The sequence below is a fragment of the Microbacterium sp. X-17 genome, assembly GCF_039615055.1.
In genome coordinates, this window is the sequence record NZ_JBDHNI010000001.1 from 1,185,167 (window position 1) to 1,206,440 (window position 21,274).

At 71.8% G+C, this 21,274-nt stretch carries 24 protein-coding genes; 13 read left to right on the top strand and 11 right to left on the bottom strand.

Going from position 1 to position 21,274, the window contains the following annotated elements; translation table 11 throughout:
• Positions 1–13 precede the first annotated feature (13 nt).
• Complete coding sequence (locus ABCS02_RS05815; RefSeq protein WP_345834647.1) at positions 14–649, top strand: putative glycolipid-binding domain-containing protein; 636 nt, start codon at positions 14–16, stop codon at positions 647–649.
• Positions 650–749: 100 nt separating this feature from the next.
• On the opposite strand, the gene ABCS02_RS05820 is transcribed toward ABCS02_RS05815, so the two are convergent.
• The 3 genes from ABCS02_RS05820 to ABCS02_RS05830 form a co-directional block, all read right to left on the bottom strand.
• Entirely contained in the window at positions 750–2,015 is a 1,266-nt protein-coding gene (locus tag ABCS02_RS05820; protein WP_345835177.1) for an MFS transporter, read from the bottom strand.
• 89 nt (positions 2,016–2,104) lie between these two features.
• Complete coding sequence (locus ABCS02_RS05825; protein WP_345834648.1) at positions 2,105–2,539, bottom strand: hypothetical protein; 435 nt, start codon at positions 2,537–2,539, stop codon at positions 2,105–2,107.
• A gap of 57 nt (positions 2,540–2,596) precedes the next feature.
• Positions 2,597–5,011 (bottom strand): ATP-dependent DNA ligase, encoded by a 2,415-nt coding sequence (locus ABCS02_RS05830; RefSeq protein WP_345834649.1) that lies wholly within the window; start codon positions 5,009–5,011, stop codon positions 2,597–2,599.
• An 86-nt stretch (positions 5,012–5,097) separates the two neighbouring features.
• Between ABCS02_RS05830 and ABCS02_RS05835 the strand changes: the two genes are divergently transcribed.
• Together ABCS02_RS05835 and ABCS02_RS05840 are read left to right on the top strand one after the other, a co-directional pair.
• Complete coding sequence (locus tag ABCS02_RS05835) at positions 5,098–5,991, top strand: Ku protein (RefSeq protein WP_345834650.1); 894 nt, start codon at positions 5,098–5,100, stop codon at positions 5,989–5,991.
• Positions 5,988–6,953: a DNA topoisomerase IB gene (locus ABCS02_RS05840; RefSeq protein ID WP_345834651.1), complete on the top strand. Its 966-nt coding sequence runs from the start codon at positions 5,988–5,990 to the stop codon at positions 6,951–6,953. Before ABCS02_RS05835 ends, ABCS02_RS05840 begins: the two co-directional genes overlap by 4 nt.
• Before the next feature lie 18 nt (positions 6,954–6,971).
• On the opposite strand, the gene ABCS02_RS05845 is transcribed toward ABCS02_RS05840, so the two are convergent.
• Entirely contained in the window at positions 6,972–8,393 is a 1,422-nt protein-coding gene (locus tag ABCS02_RS05845) for an MFS transporter (RefSeq protein ID WP_345835178.1), read from the bottom strand.
• A gap of 263 nt (positions 8,394–8,656) precedes the next feature.
• Here ABCS02_RS05845 and ABCS02_RS05850 point away from each other — a divergent pair, with 263 nt between their 5' ends.
• Positions 8,657–9,568 carry a sigma-70 family RNA polymerase sigma factor gene (locus ABCS02_RS05850; RefSeq protein ID WP_345834652.1) on the top strand — a complete coding sequence of 304 codons (912 nt, stop codon included), beginning with the start codon at positions 8,657–8,659 and terminating at the stop codon, positions 9,566–9,568.
• Positions 9,569–9,600: 32 nt separating this feature from the next.
• Here the strand turns inward: ABCS02_RS05850 and ABCS02_RS05855 are convergent, their stop codons facing one another.
• Together ABCS02_RS05855 and ABCS02_RS05860 are read right to left on the bottom strand one after the other, a co-directional pair.
• Positions 9,601–9,783: a hypothetical protein gene (locus ABCS02_RS05855; RefSeq protein ID WP_345834653.1), complete on the bottom strand. Its 183-nt coding sequence runs from the start codon at positions 9,781–9,783 to the stop codon at positions 9,601–9,603.
• 72 nt (positions 9,784–9,855) lie between these two features.
• On the bottom strand, positions 9,856–10,197 hold the full coding sequence (locus ABCS02_RS05860; protein ID WP_345834654.1) for an ATP-dependent DNA ligase: 342 nt from the start codon (positions 10,195–10,197) through the stop codon (positions 9,856–9,858).
• 109 nt (positions 10,198–10,306) lie between these two features.
• On the opposite strand from ABCS02_RS05860, the gene ABCS02_RS05865 reads away from it, so the two are divergent.
• Positions 10,307–11,809, top strand: coding sequence for an SDR family oxidoreductase (locus tag ABCS02_RS05865; protein WP_345834655.1), 1,503 nt, complete (start codon positions 10,307–10,309; stop codon positions 11,807–11,809).
• Here ABCS02_RS05865 and ABCS02_RS05870 read toward each other — a convergent pair.
• A complete protein-coding gene (locus ABCS02_RS05870) occupies positions 11,790–12,347 on the bottom strand; it encodes a MarR family transcriptional regulator (protein WP_345834656.1) in 558 nt (185 codons plus the stop codon). The genes ABCS02_RS05865 and ABCS02_RS05870 overlap by 20 nt on opposite strands.
• A 73-nt stretch (positions 12,348–12,420) precedes the next feature.
• On the opposite strand from ABCS02_RS05870, the gene ABCS02_RS05875 reads away from it, so the two are divergent.
• Genes ABCS02_RS05875 through ABCS02_RS05900 form a run of 6 tightly spaced genes read left to right on the top strand, consistent with a single transcriptional unit; the run spans position 12,421 to position 17,689 of the window.
• On the top strand, positions 12,421–13,548 hold the full coding sequence (locus ABCS02_RS05875; protein ID WP_345834657.1) for a polyprenyl synthetase family protein: 1,128 nt from the start codon (positions 12,421–12,423) through the stop codon (positions 13,546–13,548).
• Positions 13,545–14,468: a squalene/phytoene synthase family protein gene (locus ABCS02_RS05880; RefSeq protein WP_345834658.1), complete on the top strand. Its 924-nt coding sequence runs from the start codon at positions 13,545–13,547 to the stop codon at positions 14,466–14,468. Before ABCS02_RS05875 ends, ABCS02_RS05880 begins: the two co-directional genes overlap by 4 nt.
• An 11-nt stretch (positions 14,469–14,479) precedes the next feature.
• A complete protein-coding gene (gene crtI, locus ABCS02_RS05885; protein ID WP_345834659.1) occupies positions 14,480–16,096 on the top strand; it encodes a phytoene desaturase family protein in 1,617 nt (538 codons plus the stop codon).
• Positions 16,093–16,422 (top strand): lycopene cyclase domain-containing protein, encoded by a 330-nt coding sequence (locus tag ABCS02_RS05890; protein WP_345834660.1) that lies wholly within the window; start codon positions 16,093–16,095, stop codon positions 16,420–16,422. Before crtI ends, ABCS02_RS05890 begins: the two co-directional genes overlap by 4 nt.
• A complete protein-coding gene (locus tag ABCS02_RS05895) occupies positions 16,419–16,814 on the top strand; it encodes a lycopene cyclase domain-containing protein (protein ID WP_345834661.1) in 396 nt (131 codons plus the stop codon). The genes ABCS02_RS05890 and ABCS02_RS05895 overlap by 4 nt, the downstream gene beginning before the upstream one ends.
• The gene (locus ABCS02_RS05900; RefSeq protein WP_345834662.1) at positions 16,811–17,689 is read left to right on the top strand and encodes a prenyltransferase; all 879 of its coding nucleotides are present in this window, start codon (positions 16,811–16,813) and stop codon (positions 17,687–17,689) included. The genes ABCS02_RS05895 and ABCS02_RS05900 overlap by 4 nt, the downstream gene beginning before the upstream one ends.
• Here ABCS02_RS05900 and ABCS02_RS05905 read toward each other — a convergent pair.
• A complete protein-coding gene (locus ABCS02_RS05905) occupies positions 17,686–18,069 on the bottom strand; it encodes a glyoxalase superfamily protein (RefSeq protein ID WP_345834663.1) in 384 nt (127 codons plus the stop codon). The two genes, ABCS02_RS05900 and ABCS02_RS05905, sit on opposite strands and share 4 nt — an antisense overlap.
• A gap of 112 nt (positions 18,070–18,181) precedes the next feature.
• On the opposite strand from ABCS02_RS05905, the gene ABCS02_RS05910 reads away from it, so the two are divergent.
• Together ABCS02_RS05910 and ABCS02_RS05915 are read left to right on the top strand one after the other, a co-directional pair.
• Positions 18,182–19,129 (top strand): DnaJ domain-containing protein, encoded by a 948-nt coding sequence (locus tag ABCS02_RS05910; RefSeq protein ID WP_345834664.1) that lies wholly within the window; start codon positions 18,182–18,184, stop codon positions 19,127–19,129.
• A 33-nt stretch (positions 19,130–19,162) separates the two neighbouring features.
• On the top strand, positions 19,163–19,552 hold the full coding sequence (locus ABCS02_RS05915; RefSeq protein ID WP_345834665.1) for a VOC family protein: 390 nt from the start codon (positions 19,163–19,165) through the stop codon (positions 19,550–19,552).
• Here ABCS02_RS05915 and ABCS02_RS05920 read toward each other — a convergent pair.
• The 3 genes from ABCS02_RS05920 to ABCS02_RS05930 are packed head-to-tail and all read right to left on the bottom strand — an operon-like array spanning position 19,549 to position 21,217.
• Positions 19,549–20,358 (bottom strand): DUF72 domain-containing protein, encoded by an 810-nt coding sequence (locus ABCS02_RS05920; RefSeq protein WP_345834666.1) that lies wholly within the window; start codon positions 20,356–20,358, stop codon positions 19,549–19,551. The two genes, ABCS02_RS05915 and ABCS02_RS05920, sit on opposite strands and share 4 nt — an antisense overlap.
• Positions 20,358–20,720, bottom strand: a complete 363-nt coding sequence (locus ABCS02_RS05925) for a S4 domain-containing protein (RefSeq protein WP_345834667.1) — start codon at positions 20,718–20,720, stop codon at positions 20,358–20,360. The genes ABCS02_RS05920 and ABCS02_RS05925 overlap by 1 nt, the downstream gene beginning before the upstream one ends.
• 11 nt (positions 20,721–20,731) lie before the next feature.
• Positions 20,732–21,217 carry a hypothetical protein gene (locus ABCS02_RS05930; protein WP_345834668.1) on the bottom strand — a complete coding sequence of 162 codons (486 nt, stop codon included), beginning with the start codon at positions 21,215–21,217 and terminating at the stop codon, positions 20,732–20,734.
• Positions 21,218–21,274: the final 57 nt, after the last annotated feature.

Below are 21,274 nucleotides of genomic sequence, written 5' to 3' on the forward strand. Positions count from 1 at the left end.
GACGGAGGACGCCATGCGCGGAGCGGTGCGGCACGTGGAGTGGGTCGGCGACGAGGATCCGGAGCGGCTGGAGGCGGCGGTCGTCACCTTCGCGCCCGACCGGCTGGACGCCCTCGGCACCTCCCGCACGACGGACTACGTCACGAGCTGGGCGCTGGAGACCGGGCCGGGCTGGGTGACCTCCCGGCTGTCGGTCGCGGTCGACGGCCGCGGTTTCACCCGCTGGCTCGTCCTCACGCGCGACGCGCACGACCGCTGGGCCGCGGAGTCGTACACGCACGGCGACGACCGCTTCCACGACGAGCCGATGGCGGCTCCGGGGATCGCGGATCCCGCGAGCCTGGACGGCGCGCTCGATTGCGATCTGGCGCTGTGCCCGGTCACGAACACGATGCCGATCCTCCGGCTGGGGGCGCTGGAGGGGCTGGAGGAGACCGAGCTCACGATGGCGTGGGTGGACCTGCCGTCGCTGGCGGTGGTCGCGAGCCGGCAGGTGTACAGCGCGGCCGAGCCGTTCGACGCCGGAGCCGGGCGCTCGGTCGTCCGCTACCGCAGCGTCGGCAGTGGCTTCACCGCCGACCTCGGCGTGGACGAGGACGGCCTCGTCATCGACTACCCCCGCCTCGCCCGCCGCATCCGCACCCGCTGACCCGCACTCCCACCCGACCCCCCGCCGAGGGGCACGTTGTTGTCACTTTCGCGCGCGAAAAGTGACAACGACGTGCCCCTCGGCGATGGGGTGGACGGGATCAGGGGGTGGGGGCTAGGGCGTCGTAGTCGCGGAAGCCGCGGCGGATGCGCACGATGGTCGCGACGAGCACCACGATCAGGAGGCCGCCGAGCAGGGGAGGGAACCAGAGCGCGCCGGTGAGCGCGAGCACGCCGATGTAGAGGTCGCCGAGCCGCGGGCCGCCGGTCACCACGACGGTGAACACGCCCTGCAGCCTCCCGCGCATGACGTCGGGCGCCGACGCCTGCAGGATGGTCATCCGGAAGATCGAGCTGACGTTGTCGGCCGCGCCCGAGGCCGCGAGCATCACGGTTGCCACGATCAGCGCCGGGAGGTTCGCGTCGGCGATCGAGGCGCTGCCGCCGGCCGTCCCGCTGAACGCGACGACCGCGAGCACGAGACCGAAGCCGAGGATCGCGGCGCCGTAGACGATGATGGCCCGCTCCACCGCGCGGCCCTGCCACCTGACACCGCCGAGCCGGCCGGAGAAGACGCTCGACACCAGGGTGCCGACCGCGCCGGCGGCGGTCAGGATGCCGACCGTCACCGGGCCGCCGCCGATCAGCAGCGCGCCGACTGCCGGGAACAGCGCCCGCGGCTGGCCGAACGTCATCGCGATGATGTCGAGCACGAAGGTCATCGACAGGTTCGGCGCCGACTTCAGGAACCGCAGCCCCTGCAGCACGGAGGACAGCCCCGCGCTCTGCCGCTCGCCCTCCGGCACGATGGACGGCAGCGTGAAGATGCCGAGGAACGCCGCGGTGAACAGGATGACGTCGACCGTGTAGGTCCACGGGATGCCGACGCTCGCGACCAGGAGGCCGGCGAGCGCGGGCCCGACGGTGACCATCACGCCCATGCTCATCCCGCCGAGAGCGCTCGCCGCGGGCAGCAGCCGCGCGGGCAGGAGGCGCGGCGTGATCGCCTGCCGGGTCGCGCCGATCATGACCGAGGCGACGGCGTTGATCGTCGTGAGGATGTAGAGCGGCCAGACCACCTCGACGTGCAGCCAGGCGAGCAGCGCGATCCCGGCGGTGGAGGCCCACGCGACGATCGCGGTCACGAGCGCGACCTTCCTCCGGTCGAACGCGTCGGCGAGCACGCCGCCGTACAGCCCGAAGACGATCATCGGCACGAGCGCGAACAGCGCGACGAGGGAGACGGCGAGTGTCGAGTGGGTGAGGTCGTAGATGTTGAGGCCGACGGCGACGATCGTCATCTGGCTGCCGATGCCGGAGACGGCGCCGCCGATCCAGAGCCGGGCGAACGCCGGCGACTCCCTCAGCGGGCTGAGGTCGACGAAGTGCCGGGCGTGGGCGAGCCGGGGCTCGCTCGTATCGTCGGGCTCCTTGGTGCCCGGGGTCTGCTCGGCGCTCAGAAGCGCGGCTTCTTGCTGAGCGACACCGCAGCGAGCGAGAAGACGACGCCGGCCAGCATCAGCGTGACCGTGACGGCCTGGAGGACGACCTGGAAGAACGGCTGGAACGGGGTGACCGAGACCCAGAGCCAGAGGATGGCGCCGATCAGCGTGATGACGTAGCTGAAGGTGCGGCGCGCATACAGGGCGTTGAGCGAGACGACGGTGCCGGCGACGGTCATCTGGAAGAGCGGGAGGAAGGCCTCCGCGTTGCCCGACCAGGTCGCGACCAGGCTGATCACGCCGAGCACGAGGGTGACCAGCACGACGAGGGTCGCGAGAAGGTTGCCGAGCATGGGCGGCACGGTGGCGCTCAGGCTGCGGACGAGCCCGCCGTGCTCGTCGTCGATCTCGTTCTCGGTGCGGGGCTCAGCGATGATGTGCGTGGTCACGACGACGATCCTACCGCCCGCCCGGGCGTCGGTCAGCACATCCCACCGCGCGCCCGGTCAGCTCTCCTTGACCACCTGGTCGACGCGCTTGTCCGGCCGCAGGCCCCGCCACGACGGCTGGCGCAGCCGGTCGGTGCCGGTCCACTCGGCGAACTCGACCTCCCCGACGTACTCCGGCCGCACCCAGTGGGCGCCGCGGGCGTCGAGCGAGGGGACGCCCTCCAGCGGGGGAGTCGTGCGCGGGTGCGCCGCGAGCTTCTTCGCCAGGTCGTCGAGCATCGCGTCGGTGAAGCCGGTGCCGACCTTGCCCACGTAGCGCAGGCCGTCGCCGTCCGGGATGCCGAGCAGCAGCGCGCCGATGCCGTTCGCGCGGCGGCCGTTGCCGGGGGTCCAGCCGCCGATGACGACCTCCTGCGTGAGGTGGTGCTTGATCTTGATCCAGGTGCGGGAGCGCCGGCCGGTCGCGTACGTGCCGTCGCGCTGCTTGGCCATGACGCCCTCCAGGCCGAGCTCCTTGGACGAGGAGATGGCGTGGTCGACGTCGCCGGCGAAGGCCGGGGGCACCTGCACGGGGTCGTCCTTCGGTGGGCGGAGGGTGTTCTGCAGGAGCGCGCGGCGCTTGTCGTAGGTCTTCTTCCGGAGGTCCGTCCCGTCGAGCTCCAGGAGGTCGAAGACGAAGTAGTGCGCCGGCGCCCGCTCAGCCGCCGCGCGCACCTCCGCCGGACGGGTGAGGCCCATCCGGGTCTGCAGGAGGCCGAAGTCGGGCCGGCCCTTCGGGGTCAGCGTGACGATCTCGCCGTCGAGGACCAGGTCGTGGTCGCCCGCGAGGCCGGCCAGCCCGGCGAGGTCGGGGTAGGTGCCGGTGACGTCGTTGCCGTTGCGGGTGGTCAGGCGCAGGGCGCCGTCGCGGACGACCGCGATGGCGCGGATGCCGTCCCACTTCATCTCGAACGCCCATTCCGACTCGTCGTGGATGTCGGCGCGGGAGCCGAGGGTGGCGAGCATGGGTGAGACGGGCGTGTCGGTGATGGGCTTCGGGTCTCGCTTCTTATCGGGCTTCGCCGGTGCCTTCCCCGCACCTCCCTCCTTCATCAAGTGGATGAGCCAGTTCTTCTCGTCCCCGCCCTGCTTCGTCGCGATGAGCGCGAACTTCCGCGGCTCGCCGCCGAGCCCGCCGTCCGGCTGCCCGTGCAGGGTCGCGATCACCTCGTCGTCGCGCCACTTCTCCAGCTCGTACTCGCCGTGGTCCCAGATGTCGACGTGGCCCGCGCCGTACTCGCCGTGCGGGATGTCGCCGGCGAACGTGCCGTACTCCAGCGGGTGATCCTCCACGTGCACGGCGAGGTGGTTCTGCTTCGGGTCGGTCGGCGGGCCTTTCGGCAGCGCCCAGCTGACGAGCACGCCGTCGTGCTGGAGGCGGAAGTCCCAGTGCAGCCGCCGGGCGTGGTGCTCCTGGATGACGAACGAGCGGCCGTCGGCGGCGTCCGGGCTGACCTCCGGAACCGGCTCCGGGGTCTTGTCGGCGTCGCGCTTCGAGCGGTACGTCGTCAGCCGGTCGGTCTCCTCGGCTGCCGCGCGTCCCGCCGACAGGTCGGCCAACGGATCGCCCCGCCGCTTCACCCGCTCCAGCACCTCCGTGTACTCCAGGTGCCGCAGGTCCTTCGACGCCAGCTCCCGCCAGGTGCGGGGCGCCGCGACCGTCGGCCGGAACCGCCCGCGCAGCGAGTACGGCGCGATCGTGGTCTTCGCGCCGTTGTTCTGGCTCCAGTCGACCAGCACCTTCCCCGCGCGTAGCGCCTTCTTCATGTCGCTGACGACGAGGTCGGGATGGTCGGCCTCCAGTGCGCGCGCCAGCTCGTGCGCGACCGCGGAGACCTGGTCGCTGGTCTGCGAGCCGTCGAGCGGCGCGTACAGGTGGATGCCCTTCGACCCGCTGGTGACCGGCAGCGGGTCGAGCCCCATGTCGGCGAGGATGGCGCGGGCCAGCCGGGCGACCTCCGCGCAGTCCTGGAGGGTCGCGCCGTCGCCGGGGTCCAGATCCAGCACGAGACGGTCGGGGTTGTGGCGCGTCTCGCCGCGGCCCACGCGCCACTGCGGCACGTGCAGCTCCAGCGACGCGATCTGGGCGAGCCAGACCAGCGTGGCCCGGTCGTTCACGAGCGGATAGGTGTTCGCGCTGGTCTTGTGCGTGATCGTGCGCTGCTTCACCCAGCCCGGGGTGGAGGCGGGGTCCAGGTTCTTCTGGAAGAACACCTCGCCGGGATGCTCAGGCGTCCCGACCCCGTGCACCCAGCGCTTCCGGGTGGCGATCCGGTCGCGCGTGTGCGGGATCATCACCTCGGCGATGGCGCTGTAGTAGCCGATGACGTCGGCCTTCGTGGTCCCGGTCTCCGGGTACATGACCTTGTCGAGGTTCGTCAGCCGCAGCCGGTGGCCGTCGATCGAGACCGTCTCGGTGTCCTCCGCAACCATGCAGCCACCGTACGCGCGCGCGCCGTCCCGCGGCAGATACCGCTTCCCCTGTTGTCTTTCCGCGGAAGCGCGGACACGATGGTCCCATGAGGGCCATATGGACAGGAGCGATCACCTTCGGGCTGGTCAATGTGCCGGTGAAGGTCTACAGCGCGACCGAGGACCACGACGTGGCGCTGCACCAGGTGCACGACGCCGACGGCGGGCGCATCCGGTACAAGCGGGTGTGCGAGATCGACGGCAAGACGATCCCGTACGAGCACATCGCGAAGGCGTACGACGACGGCGAGCGGACGGTCATCCTGACGCCAGAGGACCTGGAGTCGCTGCCCGCCGAGCGCAGCCGCGAGATCGACGTCGTGGAGTTCGTGCCGAACGACCAGCTCGACCCGATCATGTTCGACCGCAGCTACTACCTGGAGCCGGACTCCAAGTCGCTGAAGGCCTACGCGCTGCTGCGCAAGACCCTGGAGGACGAGGACCGCACCGCGATCGTCAACTTCGCACTCCGGCAGAAGACCCGGCTGGGCGCGCTGCGGGTGCGCGGCAACGTCCTGGTGCTGCAGACGATGCTCTGGCACGACGAGATCCGGGCGGCCGAGTTCCCCTCGCTGGAGACGACGCCGCGGATCACCGAGCGGGAGCTGTCGCTGTCGAGCGCGCTGATGGAGAGCTTCGCGGGCGACTTCGAGCCGGAGAAGTTCAGCGACGAGTACCAGGAGGAGCTCCGCAAGCTGATCGACGCGAAGCTGGAGCAGGGCGAGAGCATCGACACGGCCGCCACCTTCGGCGAGGAGCCGGAGGAGGCGAAGAAGGGCGGCGGCGAGGTCATCGACCTGATGGAGGCGCTGCAGCGCAGCGTCGAGCGGAGCAGGGGAGGCGCGTCCTCGAAGGCCGCCGACGCCAAGAAGCCTGCGTCGAAGCAGAAGGATACGGCGGAGAAGAAGGCCCCCGCGAAGAAGGCCAAGAAGCCCGCGTGACACGCCTGCGCCGCAGCGACCCCGCCGGGCCCGGCTATGCCCGCCGCGGCTCCGCGAAGGGTCCGGTGTACGAGGACGAGGCGGGCAACCGCATCGTGGACGAGCGCGAGCTGGAGCGCATCCGCTCGCTGGTCATCCCGCCCGCCTGGAAGGACGTCTGGATCTCGCCGGACGCCCGCGGCCACATCCAGGCGGTGGGGACCGACGCGGCCGGGAGGCGGCAGTACCTCTACCACGAGTCGTGGCGGCTGCATCAGGACCGGATCAAGTTCGAGCGGGCGGCCCAGCTCGCCGAGACGCTGCCCGGCGCTCGCCGCAAGGTCACGATGGACCTGCGACAGGAGGGGTTCGGCCGCGACCGCATCCTCGCGGCGGCGTTCCGCGTCATCGACCTCGGCTCCCTGCGGATCGGCAGCGAGGAGTACCTGCACGCCAACGGCAGCCGCGGGCTCACTACACTGCTCTGCCGGCACGCGGCGATCGACGGCGATGAGGTGACCCTGACCTTCCCGGCCAAGTCGGCGCAGAAGTGGGCGAGCACGATCGAGGACGCCGACCTGGCCGAGCTGCTCGCGGAGATCGTGGCCGCGCGCGGGCCGCGTTCCCGGCTGCTGTCGTGGAAGGACGGCACCTGGCACACGATCCGCCCGGCGTCGCTGAACGAGTACATCCAGCGGCAGACCGGCGGCGAGTTCACGGCCAAGGACTTCCGCACTCTGCACGGCACGATCGTCGCGGCGCAGGCGCTCGCCGGGCTGGGCGTCGCGGACAAGGAGGCGCAGCGCGCGAAGCGGGTGACGGCCGCCGTCGCCGAGGCCGCGGACGCCCTCGGCAACACCCCGACGATCGCGCGCAACAGCTACATCGACCCGCGCGTGTTCGACCGGTACCGGGCCGGGGAGGTCATCGACACCCGCGGCGGCCGCGCCCCAGAGCCTGCGCTGTTGGAGCTGCTGGCCTGACCCCTGCCGCGTCGCCCCCTACCGCTTCGTCGCCGGCTGCGCAGGCGTCTCCGCCGACAGCGGCGCCGCGACGTCCTCCAGCGACTTCCGCTCCGCGTCCACGCCGAGGAAGAGCTCGACCAGCCCGGCCGCGATCATCAGCCCGGCGCCGATGTAGTACCCGATCGAGACCGCCTGGACGCCGCCGCCGATGAGCTGGCCGAACAGGATCGGTCCGACGATGCCGCCCGCCGCCGTGCCGACCGCGTAGAAGAACGCGATCGCCATCGCGCGGGTCTCCATCGGGAAGATCTCGCTCACCGTCAGGTAGGCCGCGCTCGCGCCCGCCGAGGCGAAGAAGAACACGACCATCCAGCAGACCGTCAGCCAGACGGCATCGAGAGCGCCCGCGGAGAACAGCAGGGCGGTGCCGATGAGCAGGACGCCGGAGCCGACATAGGACAGCGTGATCATGAACCGGCGGCCCACCGAGTCGAACAGCCGGCCGAGCAGCAGCGGCCCGAGGAAGTTGCCGATCGCGATCGGGATCAGCGACCACGGGGCGACGTCGGCCGGCACCTTCAGCAGGTTCGTCAGCACCAGCGCGTACGTGAAGAAGACCGCGTTGTAGAGGAACGCCTGGCCGATGAACAGCGACAGCCCGAGGATCGAGCGCTTCGGGTACTGGTGGATGCCCACCCGGATGATCTCCCCGAACCCGGTCGAGCGGCGCTGACGGATCTCGATCGCCGTGTCATCGGGCACGGCCTCCAGGTCGGAGCCGCGCTCCTCCTCGATGCCGCGCTCGATCTCGGCGACCTCCTTCTCGGCGGCCTGGTCGCGGCCGTGGATGAACATCCAGCGCGGCGACTCCGGCACGTTCCTGCGGACCAGCAGGATGACCAGTCCCAGCACCGCGCCGAGCCCGAACGCGATGCGCCAGCCGATGTTCGCGGGGAAGATCGCCGTGTTCAGCAGGAACACCGTGAGAACGGCGCCGAAGGCGGTCCCGAGCCAGTACGACCCGTTGATGGCGAGGTCCACGATCCCGCGGCGGCGGGCGGGGATGAGCTCGTCGATCGCGGAGTTGATCGCCGCGTACTCGCCGCCGATGCCCGCGCCGGTGAAGAACCGGAACACGAAGAACATCCACGGCGCGACCGAGAACGCCGTGAGCACGGTCGCGAGCAGGTAGAGGCCGAGCGTGATGATGAAGAGCTTCTTGCGGCCGAACCGGTCGGTCAGGTAGCCGAAGACCAGGGCTCCGACGCACGCGCCGGCGACGTAGATCGCCGCTGCGAGTCCGACCTGCGGGGTGGTCAGTACGAGCCCGGAGGCCTTCTCGGTCAGGCGGCTCGCGATCGCCCCGACGATGGTGACTTCGAGCCCGTCCAGGATCCACACGGTCCCGAGCCCGACGACGACGAGCCAGTGGAAGTGCGACCACGGGAGGCGGTCCAACCGCGCGGGTATGGTGGTGCGGATGGTCTTGAGGCCCCCGGCACCCTGGGAATCAGGTGAATGCACGCTCATGCCGGTGACAGTACGAGCGTCCTCCTCCCGCGCTAGGCCCTTGACAACGAGCAATTGCGCCGAAGCAAGCGACACGCCTAGCGAGTGCTACCACCCTTGTCAACCCCTTGTTGGGGGAGTGGGCAATCTGATTGCGTTGGCTCACGAATCGAGGCAGAAAACACCTGCGCACGACGAAATGGGATGACACGATGACGACGCTCGAAGTGACCAATGATCCAGTTCGCGACTACCTCAATTCCATCGGACGGACCCGCCTGCTGACGGCGGACGAGGAAGTCGCCCTGGCCAAGCGGATCGAGATCGGCGTGCTCGCCGGCGACCGCCTCGCCACCCGCCCCGGATTGACCCCGCGGGAGAAGCGGGAGCTGCAGTACCTGGCCGACGACGGCAAGCGCGCGTTCGAGCGCTTCATCGAGGCGAACCTCCGCCTCGTCGTCAGCATCGCGAAGCGTTACGCCGGCCGCGGCCTGGCGGTGATGGACCTGATCCAGGAGGGCAACCTCGGCCTGGTGCGCGCGGTCGAGAAGTTCGACTACCGCACCGGCAACAAGTTCTCCACCTACGCCACGTGGTGGATCCGCCAGTCCATCCTGCGCGGCATCGCGGACACCGCCCGCCTGATCCGCATCCCGGTGCACACGGTGGAGAAGATCGACAAGCTGGACCGCATCCGCCGCGACCTCGGCGGCGAGCTGGGCCGCACGCCCACGCTGGAGGAGATGGCGGAGGCCGCCAACCTGACCCCGGCCGAGGTGCACAAGCTCCGCATGAGCGACTCCGAGACCGTGTCGCTGGCCGTGCCGGTCGGCGAGAACGAGGGCGCCGAGCTAGGCGACCTGATCGAGGACGGCGACGCCCCCGGCCCGTCCGAGTCGGTGGAGGTCGAGTTCCGCCACCGCGACCTCGAGGAGCGCCTGCGTGAGCTGCCGCCGCGCGACGCCAAGGTCGTCCGGATGCGCTTCGGCCTCGACGGGCACAAGCCGATGACCCTCGACGAGGTCGGCGCGGTCTACGGCATCACCCGCGAGCGCGTGCGCCAGCTGGAGACCCGCAGCCTGAAGCGCCTGCGCAGCCCGGAGCTGCTCGAATACCTGCGCTGAGCCGCAGGGAGGTCTTACCGGGAACCCCGGGCTCAGCCGAGCTCGGGGTTCTCGTTGATCGCGACCGCCTCGTCGAACGGGATGTCCCCGGGGCGATCCCCGGGGGCGGCCTCATCCGCACCGGCCTCCGCGTCCGCGGGGGCGGCGACGGTCTCCGCTACAGGAGCTTCCGCGGGAGCGGCAGCGACGAGCGGGTCTTCTGATTCCGGTGTCATGGCGTGCCTCCCATCTGCCATGTTCACCGCCAAGACTAGGCGTGGGCCGGGACACGTTCAAGCAGTGCCGGATCAGCGGCCGGGAGGCGAGTCGGCGTTGACTTCGTCGGCGCCGAGCGCGCCGATCTCCTCGGTCAGCTGGAGGCCCTGGGCGCTGTTGGAGGACAGCGTGAGCGCTTCCAGCCACTGCTTGTTGATCGAGGGCTGCCGTCCGCCGCTGTAGCGGAACAGCAGGGGGATGGCCGGGTCGACCCAGATGGCGCTCCGGCCGTCGCCGACGCCCTGCTCGTCGCGCCAGGAGAAGAAGAAGCCCTCTTTCCGCCGCAGCTTCAGTCCGACGACGATCTGCAGGTGCGCGAGGACCCTGTCCTCGAATCCGATCTCGGTCGTACCGCCGTAAACGAGCTTGCCCATGCGAAAACCGTACCCGAATCCCGGTGAATGCATGCATTCGGCGCGAGGAAACGGCCCTGCGGTTTTCTGGTGCGCCGGGGGTATTCGTGCGCGGGGGTATGGTCGCACGGTGGAACCTCGACGCGTCCTCGTCACCGGCGCCACCGGCTACATCGGCGGCCGGCTGGTGCCGCGCCTCCTGGAGCGCGGCTACCGGGTGCGGGTGCTGGTGCGGTCGCCCCTCAAGCTCACCGACGTGCCCTGGGCGTCGGAGGTGGAGGTGGTGAAGGGCGACCTGCACGACCGGGCGTCCGTCGAGGAGGCCGTGCGCGAGGTCGACATCGTCTACTACCTGGTGCACTCGATGCGTGCGACCGGCGACTTCGACGAGGAGGAGGCGGACGCCGCGCGGGCCATCGCCGAGGCGTCGGCGGAGGCCGGCGTGAGCCGGATCGTCTACCTCGGCGCGCTGCACCCGGACGGCCCGCTCTCGCGGCACCTGCGCTCGCGCGTGGCCGTCGGCCGCATCCTCCTCGACTCCGGCGTGCCGACCGTCGTGCTGCAGGCCGGTGTCGTCATCGGCTCCGGCTCGACGTCGTTCGAGATGATCCGGCAGCTCACCGACGTCCTCCCGTACATGCCGGCGCCGCGATGGGTGCGCAACCGCATCCAGCCGATCGCAGTGCGCGACGTGCTGCACTATCTGCTGGCCGCCGCCGAGCTCCCGCCGGCGGTGTCCCGCGCCTTCGACATCGGCGGCCCCGACATCCTGCGCTACGGGCAGATGATGAACGGCTACGCGCTGGAGGCCGGGCTGCGGCAGCGGCCGATCGCGTCGCTGCCCGTGTTCACGCCGTGGCTGGCGTCGCAGTGGGTGAACCTGGTCACGCCGATCCCGCGGGCGCTCGCCGTGCCCATCATCGAGTCGCTGCAGTACGACTGCGTGATGCGCGAGCACGACATCGACGCCGTCATCGCCCCGCCGGAGGGCGGCCTCACCGGCTACCGCGTGTCCGTGCGCCTCGCGCTGGCGCGCCTGCGCGCCGGGACCGTCGAGACGAGCTGGCAGGACGCCTCCGTCTCCGGCGCGCCCAGCGATCCGCTGCCGAGCGACCCGGACTGGTCGGGGCACACCGTCTACACCGACGTGCGCGAGCGGACCAGCACGGCGCCGCCCGCGGAGGTCTGGCGCGTGATCGAGGGGATCGGCGGCGACCGCGGCTGGTACTCCTTCCCGCTCGCCTGGGCGCTGCGCGGCTGGATGGACAAGCTAGCGGGCGGTGTCGGCCTGCGCCGCGGCCGGCGCGACGCCGACCGCCTGCAGACCGGCGACGCCCTCGACTGGTGGCGGGTGGAGGCCATCGAGCGCGGCTCGGCGCTGCGGCTGCGCGCCGAGATGCGGGTGCCGGGCCTCGCCTGGCTGGAGCTGGGCGTCTCGCCGAACGGTGCCGGGTCGCGTTACCGCCAGCGCGCCGTGTTCTTCCCGCACGGGCTCGCCGGCCGGCTGTACTGGCTGGCGATCCTGCCGTTCCACGGGATCATCTTCGCCGGGATGGCTGAGCGGATCGTCGTGGAGGCCGAGCGGACGGCGCGCGCCGAGCCCGGGGAAGGCATCACTCCGGCGGAGCCGTGATGAGCGTCGTCGCGCTCAGGTCCCGGAGGAACCGCGTCACGACCTCGCGCTCCTCGTGGCTGAGCGCCCGGGCGACCTCGAAGCGCCGGGCGTGCTGGAGGCCCATCGTGCGGCGCACCTGGCGGTGCGTCTCCGGGGTGATCTCGACGGTGACGGCGCGGCGGTCGGTGGGGTGCGGCTTGCGGACGATGTGGCCGGCGCGCTCCAGCCGGTCGAGCAGCTTGGTGACGGAGGCGGTCGAGATGTGCAGGTGCTCGGCGAGCGCGCCCGCGGTCACCGCGACGTTCGCGTTCGTGGACGCGATGATGTAGCGCAGAGCCTTCATGTCGGTCTCGTTGAGCTGCATCGCGGTGCGGGACTCGAAGCTGAGGCGCTGCTCGGCCTCCCGCCAGCCGCGGACGGCGTCGAGGACCCCGATGACCTCCTGCAGCTCCTCGTCGCTCAGGTCGTCGTGGCGCACGAGCTCCTGCCGCGGGTCGATGACGCGCGGGTCGATCAGGGACCCGGAGATGCGCCGGGCCTCGTCCTTGGAACTCATGCGGACATCCTATTGCCACTCGTAAGAAGCGTGCTAAGTTATTTGCTAACCAGGCTAGGTAAAGGAGGTCGACATGACCCAGCTTCGCCCGGAACTCACGGAACAGCGCAGCGACGACGAGGTCACAGCCCCCGACCCCGTCGAGGAGGATCTGCGCTCCGTCGAGATCGAGCTGTCCGCCTTCCTGAGCGCGCGCGAGCGCGACGCCGCGACCTACGGCGCGGAGTACACGCGCCTGTGGCAGGCCGTGGGGGAGTCCTCCCACGGCGGCAAACGGCTCCGGCCCCGCCTCGTGCTGTCGGCGTTCCACGGCCTGGCCGGCTTCGGCTCCCGCGAGGCGGAAGATCGCACGGCCGCAGTCCAGACCGCGCTGGCCTTCGAGCTCCTGCACAGCGCCTTCCTGCTGCACGACGACGTGATCGACGGCGACACCGTGCGTCGCGGTCGCCCGAACGTCGCCGGCGAGTTCAGCGCCGACGCTCTCTTCCGGGGAGCCGGGTTCCCCCGCGCCCGGCTCTGGGGCGAGTCGGCGGCCATCCTCGCCGGCGACCTGCTGCTGCACGCCGCCGCCCAGCGCGTCGCGCGCCTGAGGGTCGAGGAGGCCACCCGCTCCCGGCTGCTCGACGTGTTCGACCGGTCCGTCTTCGTCACCGCCGCGGGCGAGCTGGCCGATGTCGGACTGGCGACCGGGATGTCCGCGAACGGGCTGCCCGACGTCCTCGCGATGACCGCGTACAAGACCGCGGAGTACTCGGTGTCCGGGCCGCTCGCCGCCGGTGCCCTGCTCGCGGGCGCGGACGACGAGGCCGTGGAGGTGCTCGCCCGCTACGGCCGGCTGGTCGGCGTCGCCTTCCAGCTCGGCGACGACCTCCTCGGCGTGTACGGCGACGAGAGGGTGACGGGCAAGACCGCGGTCGGCGACCTCCGCCAGGGCAAGGAGACGACGCTCATCGCCTTCGCCCGCGGCACCGCGCAGTGGCCCGACCTGGAGCCGCTGTTCGGGAGGGACGACCTCGGCCCCGACGACACGGCGGAGCTCGCCGCGGGCCTGGAGCGCTGCGGCGCGCGCGTCTTCGCGGAGAGGCTTCTGGCCGACCACGTCGCTGCGGCCGTGGCCGCCCTGGACACCCCGCTGCTGCCGTCCGCGCTCGCCGCGACGCTGACCGGCGTCGCCCTGGGCTGCGTCGGGAGGGCGGCATGACCCGTACAGAGCCGTCGGCGTCGGAGACCTCCCCAGAGGGGCCCTCCGCCCCTGCCTCCGACACCGACCTGACGCTGTACGGCAAGGCCGCGCACCGCAGCGCCGCCACGATCATCCACGAGTACTCCACCTCGTTCGGGATGGCGACGCGGCTGCTGTCGCCGTCCGTCCGCCCCCGGGTCGAGGACGTCTACGCGCTCGTCCGGGTCGCCGACGAGATCGTGGACGGCGCGGCCGCGGAGGCCGGGCTGACCGTGGAGCAGATCGGGGAGGTGCTCGCCGCGCTGGAGGACGACACCGAGCAGGCGCTGCGCACCGGCTACAGCGCCAACGTCGTCGTGCACGCCTTCGCCCGCACGGCGCGGTCGGCCGGCTTCGGCGCCGAGCTGACCCGGCCGTTCTTCGCCTCCATGCGCCGCGACCTCGACCCGGTGGACTTCACCGCGGACGAGCTCAGCGCCTACGTCTACGGGTCCGCCGAGGTCGTCGGCCTGATGTGCCTCGCCGTCTTCCTCGCCGACGCGCCCGTGCCGGAGGCGACCCGGCGCCGGCTGGAGGCGGGTGCGCGACGGCTCGGTGCGGCGTTCCAGAAGATCAACTTCCTGCGCGACCTCGCCGTCGACTACGCCGAGCTCGGCCGCAGCTACTTCCCCGGGATCGACCCCGCGCGCCTCACCGAGCGGCAGAAGCTCGCGCTCGTCGTGGACATCGACTGCGACCTGGGCGCCGCGGCCGACGCCATCCCGGAGCTGCCGGAGAACTGCCGGCGCGCCATCGCCGCCGCCCACGGCCTGTTCTCCGAGCTGAGCGACCGGATCCGGCGCACCCCGGCGTCCGAGCTGCTGGTGCGCCGGGTGCGGGTGCCGAACGGCGTGAAGCTGGCCATCCTGCTGCGTGCGTCCACCGGGTCCCTGCGGTGACGGAGCGGCCGATGTCCGCCGATCGGGTCGTCATCGTCGGGGGAGGGATCGCCGGGCTCGCCACCGCGGCGCTGCTCGCGCGCGACGGCCGCCGGGTCACCCTCCTCGAACAGAACGGCGCGCTGGGCGGCCGGGCCGGCCTGTGGGAGGCGGACGGCTTCCGCTTCGACACCGGGCCGTCCTGGTACCTGATGCCGGAGGTGTTCGACCACTTCTTCCGGCTGCTCGGCACGAGCGCCGCCGAGCAGCTCGACCTCGTCACCCTCGACCCCGGCTACCGCCTGTTCGCGGAGTCCGGTGAGGTTCCGCTGGACGTCCGGGCCGACGGCCGGGCCAACCGCGCGCTGTTCGAGAGCGTGGAGCCCGGCGGCGCCGCTGCGCTCGACCGCTACCTGGCGAGCGCGGCCGAGACCTACCGCCTGGCGGTCGACCGCTTCCTCTACGCGACGTTCGCCACCCCCGGCCCGTTGCTGGACCCCGCCGTCCTGCGCCGGGCCGGAAGGCTGGCGCGGCTCCTGCTCGAACCGCTCGACCGCTACGCCGCCGGCTTCGTGCGCGACACCCGGCTCCGCCAGCTGCTCGGCTACCCCGCGGTCTTCCTCGGCACCTCGCCCGGCCGGGCGCCCAGCATGTACCACCTGATGAGCCACCTCGACCTGGACGACGGCGTGCGCTACCCGCTCGGCGGCTTCACCGAGCTGATCCGGCGGATCGCGGCGCTCGCCGAGGCCGCGGGCGCGGAGCTGGTGACCGGGGCGCGGGTGACGGCGATCCGAACGGAGCCGGGACGCGGACGGCGGGCGCGCGCGACCGGCGTCGAGTACGTCGACGCCGCGGGACGTCGCCGGGTCGCGGAGGCGGACGTCGTCGTCTCGGCCGCCGACCTCCACCACACCGAGACCGAGCTGCTGCCGCCGGCGGTGCGCACGCATCCCGAGCGCCACTGGGACCGCCGCGACCCCGGGCCCGGCGCCGTGCTCGCGATGCTCGGCGTCCGCGGCCGCCTCCCGCAGCTCACCCACCACAACCTCTTCTTCACGACCGACTGGGAGGACGGCTTCGCGCGCATCTACGGAGCCCAGCGCGGCTTCGGCCGGGGGACGGTCATCCCCGACCCCGCGTCGCTCTACGTCTGCAAGCCGAGTGCGACCGACCCCGGCGTCGCACCGGAGGGCTCCGAGAACCTCTTCGTGCTGGTCCCCGTCGCCGCCGATGTCTCGATCGGCCGCGGCGGGGTCGACGGCGCCGGCGACCGGCTCGTGGAGAAGACGGTCGACGCGGCGATCGGGCAGGTCGGCGACTGGGCGGGCATCCCCGACCTCGCCGACCGGATCGTGGTGCGCCGCACGGTCGGGCCCGACGACTTCGCGCACGACGTCAACGCCTGGATGGGCGGAGCGCTCGGACTCGCCCACACCCTCCGGCAGAGCGCGTTCCTCCGTCCGGGGAACGCCTCGAAGCGGGTCGACGGCCTCCTCTACGCCGGGTCGTCGACGATCCCCGGGATCGGCCTGCCGATGTGCCTGATCAGCGCCGAGCTCGTCCTGAAGCGCCTGCGCGGCGACGACAGCGCAGCGCCGCTGCCGGAGCCGCTGCGGCCGGCGACAGCGGGGGAGCGGGTCGCGTGAGCCTCGTGTACCTCGCCTGCCTGCTGGTCGCACTCGGAGCGCTCGTCCTGCTCGACCGGCGGTTCCGGCTGGTCTTCTGGCGCGGCGGCGCCGCCCGGAGGGCCGGACTGGTGCTCGCGGCCGGGGTGGTCTTCTTCCTGGCCTGGGACGTGCTCGGCATCGCGCTCGGCGTCTTCGCCCGCGGCCGGTCGCCGTACATGACCGGGATCGAGCTCGCGCCGCAACTCCCGCTGGAGGAGCCGGTCTTCCTGGCGTTCCTCTGCTACTTGACGCTCGTGGCGCTGTTCGGGACGCGCGCGGTGCTCGACCGGAGGGAGCGCCCATGACTTATCCAGTACTCAGCACGTACCCGCTCCTCAGCGCAGTGTTCCTCGCGATCGCCGCGGCCGCGCTGGTCGCCGGTCTCGTGCGCGCACCGGACCGGGCCCGCCTGGTCGCACGCTGGTGGGTCCCGGCCGTCGTGACAGGTGTGCTGTTGGTGGCGCTCACGGCCGTCTTCGACAACCTGATGATCGCCGCCGGCCTGATGACCTACGCCGCCTCCGCGATCTCCGGTGCGCACCTGGGCCTGGTCCCGGTCGAGGACCTCGCCTATCCGATCGCCGGGCTCCTCCTGCTCCCAGGCCTCTGGCTGCTGCTGCGCCCAAGACCGGCGGAGCCGACCCGGACCCGCGAGTCGACGGCGGACGCCCGAACGCACGATCGGACCACCCGATGACCACCGCCGTCGCCCCGTCCGCCGCCCGCCAGCTCCTCCTCGCCTCTCGCCCGCTGAGCTGGATCAACACCGCCTTCCCGTTCGCCGCGGCGTACCTGGTCACCACCGGCCGGGTGGACGCCGTGCTCGTCGTCGGCACCCTCTACTTCCTCGTCCCGTACAACCTGGCGATGTACGGGGTGAACGACGTGTTCGACTACGAGTCGGACCTGCGCAACCCGCGCAAGGGCGGCGCGGAGGGCGCCCTCCTCGACCCGGCCGTCCATCGCCGCACGCTCGTGGCCGCCGCGGTGACGAACCTGCCGTTGCTGGCCTTCTTCATCGCGGTCGGCTCGCCGCTGTCCTTGCTGGTGCTCGCCGCGAGCGTCTTCGCCGTGCTGGCGTACTCGGTGAAGGGGCTGCGGTTCAAGGAGGTCCCGTTCCTCGACTCGGCGACGTCCAGCTTCCACTTCGTCAGCCCGGCGCTCTACGGGCTCGTGCTCGCCGGCGCCGTCTTCACGCCGGCGCTCTGGCTGCTGCTGCTCGCGTTCTTCCTGTGGGGCGTCGGCAGCCACGCCTTCGGCGCCGTGCAGGACGTCGTGCCCGACCGGGAGGCCGGCATCGCCTCCATCGCGACCGTGCTCGGCGCCGCGCGCACCACGCGGCTCGCCGTCCTCGCCTGGGCCGCCGCCGGCGTCGCGATGCTCGGCACCGTGTGGCCGGGGCCGCTCGCCGCTGTGCTCGCCGTCCCGTACATCCTCACCGCCGCGCCGTACTGGTCGGTCCCCGACGAACGCGCGAGCGCCGCCAACCGGGGCTGGCGGCGCTTCCTCTGGATCAACTACGCGTGCGGGTTCGTCGTGACCCTGCTGCTGATCGCGTACGCGCTGGGTTAGCGGTTCTGCGGCACGAGCTGCTGGAGGGTCCAGCCGTTCCCGTCCGGGTCGGTGTAGGTGACGAACCGCCCCCAGGGCTGGTCATCGACGCCCTGCGCCTCGATCCCGTTGCTGCGCAGGTGCTCGAGCGCGGCGTCGGCGTCCGGGATCACGATCTGCAGCCCCTTCATCGTGCCGGGCGCCATGTCGGTCAGCCCCTCGCCGAACGCGATCGAGCAGGCCGAGCCGGGAGGCGTCACCTGCACGAACCGGAGCGTGTCGGAGACGCGCTGGTCGAAGTCCGCGTTCCAGCCCAGCGTGTCCACGTAGAACGCCTTGGCCCGGTCCACGTCGGTGACGGGGACGATGATGAGCTCGATGCGCCAGTCGCTGATGGTCATGATTCCTGCCCTTCCGGTTGGTGTGAGACCAGGCTATGACCGCATGCGGTCACATTCCGTCCTCAATCAAAATCGAGCGAATTCGCGGATCCGCCCGCTACTCTCGTGAACCATGAGTGACAGTCCCGCCGCGCCGAGCGCCTACGAGGTGCTCGGCGTCAGCGCGACCGTCAGCCAGGAGGAGCTGCGCCGCGCCTACCGCCGGCTCGCCCGGCTCACCCACCCCGACACCGGCGGCACGGCGGAGGCGTTCCAGGCCGTGCAGTTCGCCTGGGAGCAGGTCGGCGACCCGGAGGACCGCGCGCGCTACGACCGCGGCGAGTCCCTGGTGGTGGACGCCGTCTCCGGCGAGTCGGGCGGCGGCGGCTTCAGCGCCACCGTGCACCCCACCCGCTCGTCCGGCCGCGGGCCGACCGTGCGCGCACGCAGCTACGGTCATCCCGGCGGCCGGGCCCGCGAGCGCTTCCTCACCCTGATGCGCGAGTGGATGGGCCGCGGCACCGACCTCGCCGACCCGTACGATCCCGCGCTGGTGCGCTCCGCCCCGCGCGAGATCCGCCTGCTGCTGGCGGAGGCGCTCGCCGAGGAGGCGACCGCCCGCGCCGTCTCCGGCCTCGGCATCGGCTTCACGATCTGGAACGACGTGGCCGTGCACCCGGCGACCGACGCCAAGCTCGACCACATCGTCCTCGGCCCCGCCGGCCTGTTCGCGATCCGCTCGGCCGACTGGGGCGCGCCGGTCAAGCTGGCGAAGGGCGAGCTCGTCGGCCCCGGGATCGCCCACGACGAGGAGCCCTTCCACGAGCTCCACAACTCCGCGAAGAGCTTCGGCCGCCAGGCGGGCGTGCGCTTCACCGGCCTGATCGCGGTCGTCCCGGACGACGCCCTCGCGGTCCCGCTCGACGTCGTGCAGCGCGGGAGGCTGGCCGGCGCGACGGTGGTGCGGCGCGCGCTGCTGCCGAAGATCCTCCGCGACGGTGCCGACGCCGCCGGCCGCGCGAGCGTCGACCGCGCCTTCGAGCTGCGGCCGCGGCTGCAGGAGGCCGTGCGCTTCGTCTAGACGGCGTCGCCGCGCAAGGGCAGAGTGGGCGGCATGGTCAACGCAATCGACATCTTCAGCGGCTTCAGCGTCAACGACATCGACGCCGCCCGCGACTTCTACCGCGACGCCCTCGGCCTGGACGTGACGGAGGGTCCCGGCGGCAACCTCGATATCGCCCTCCCGAGCGGCGGCCACGTGTTCGTCTACCCGAAGCCGGACCACACCCCGGCGAGCTTCACCATCCTGAACCTGGCGGTGGACGACATCGACGCCGCCGTCGACGACCTGAACGCGAAGGGAGTCGTCACCAAAATCTACGACGACGACGCCTTCCACACCGACGAGAAGGGCATCGCGCGCGGCCGCGCGGCGAACCGCGGTCCGGACATCGCGTGGTTCCGCGACCCGGCGGGGAACGTCATGTCGGTGCTGGCGGGCTAGCGCAGCCGCCCCAGCAACCCCATCGCGTCGTACGGCGCCCGCACCTTCAGGTCGTTGTCGAAGTAGGCGTACACGTCCAGCCCGTCGGCCAGCCGCGCCCGCAGCTCGCCGGCCCAGCGGTCGAGCGCCTCGTCGGTGTACCCGCTCGCGTACAGCTCCTCATCGCCGTGCAGCCGCACGTACACGAAATCGGCCGTCGTCTCGCGCAGCACGGGATAGCGCCCGGCCGTGTCCGCGAGCACCACGGCGACGCCGTGCGCGCGGCACGTACGCGGGAACGCCGGGTCGGTGAAGCTCGGGTGCCGTGCCTCCACCGCGTGCCGGAGCGGCCGGTCGTCGTTGCCGGAGTAGTCCGTCCGGTCCTGCTCCAGGGTTGTGTCCGCCGCCAGCGCCCGGGCCTCCGCGGTGGTCTTCGGCAGCATCCCCAGGAACGCGTCCAGCGCCTCCGCGTCGAACTGCAGGTTCGGCGGCAGCTGCCACAGCAGCGGGCCGAGTTTGGGGCCGAGCGTCAGCACGCCGGAGGCGAACAGGTTGGCCACGGCCGTCCGCGCGTTCTTCAGGCGCAGGATGTGCGTGATGTAGCGGCCGCCCTTCACCGAGAACACGAAGTCGTCCGGCGTGCTCGCCGCCCAGCTGCGATAGCTGGAGGGCTTCTGCAGCGCGTAGAAGCTGCCGTTGAGCTCGATCGAGTTGAGCCGCTCGGAGGCGTACTCCAGCTCGGCGCGGTGCGGCAGGCCCTTCGGGTAGAACACGCCGCGCCACGGCGCGTACGTCCACCCGGAGATCCCCACCCGCGCCACCGCCATCAGCGGCCCCGGAGCTGGTCGAGCAGGCGCCGGTCGCGCTTGGTCGGGCGGCCGGCCCCGCGCTCCCGCGTGACGTCCGACGGCGTCTCGGCCTTCGGCGGCGGGGGAGGCGTGCGGTCCTCGAAGCACTCGGCCGCGACGGCGGCGCCGACGCGCTTCACGATCAGCTTTCGCGCGATGTAGATCTTCTCCGAGCCGCCGACGAAGGCGCGCACCTCGTCATCCACCTTCACCTGCTGCGAGGGCTTCGCCCGATCGCCGTTCACCTTCAGGTGCCCGGCCTTGCAGGCGTCGGAGGCCGCCGAGCGGGTCTTGTAGAGCCGCACCGCCCACGCCCAGGCGTCGACGCGGACGCCCGTCATCGCCGGGCCTGTCATGGGTGCAGCGCGGGCTCCGGCGCCCGGCCCGCGGTGCCCTCCTCCTCGGCGAGCTGCGCCTTCCACTTCACGAGGCTGCGCACGGTCCTGCTCCGGTCCTTCGCCAGCGTCTCCATCACATCGGCCGGAACGTAGTAGTTCACCGCGACCCAGCCGCGCACCGTCTCCGACCGGTCGCCGGCCAGCGCGCGCAGGATGTCGCACGGCGTCGCCTCGTTCTTCGCGACGCAGCCGCGCACGCCCTCGTCCGGGTCCTTCGCGAGCGCCTCGAACAGGTCGACGGGCGTGTTGTAGCTGGAGGCGACGGCCTCCCGGATCTTCGGGTTCGGGTCCGCCGCCAGCAGCCGCAGCCGCCGCAGCTTGCTCTCCGTGAACTCCGGGGCCGGGTGCAGCGCCGCGGCCTCCTCCGCGGTCAGCATCGCGGGGCTGTGGTCGCGCATGGCCTGGCGCTGCGCGGGGGTGTTGAAGCGGATGCAGGACATGGACTCCACGGTACGCGCTGGATCCATCGAAAGGTGGAAGCGGCTCCCAGCCGCGTC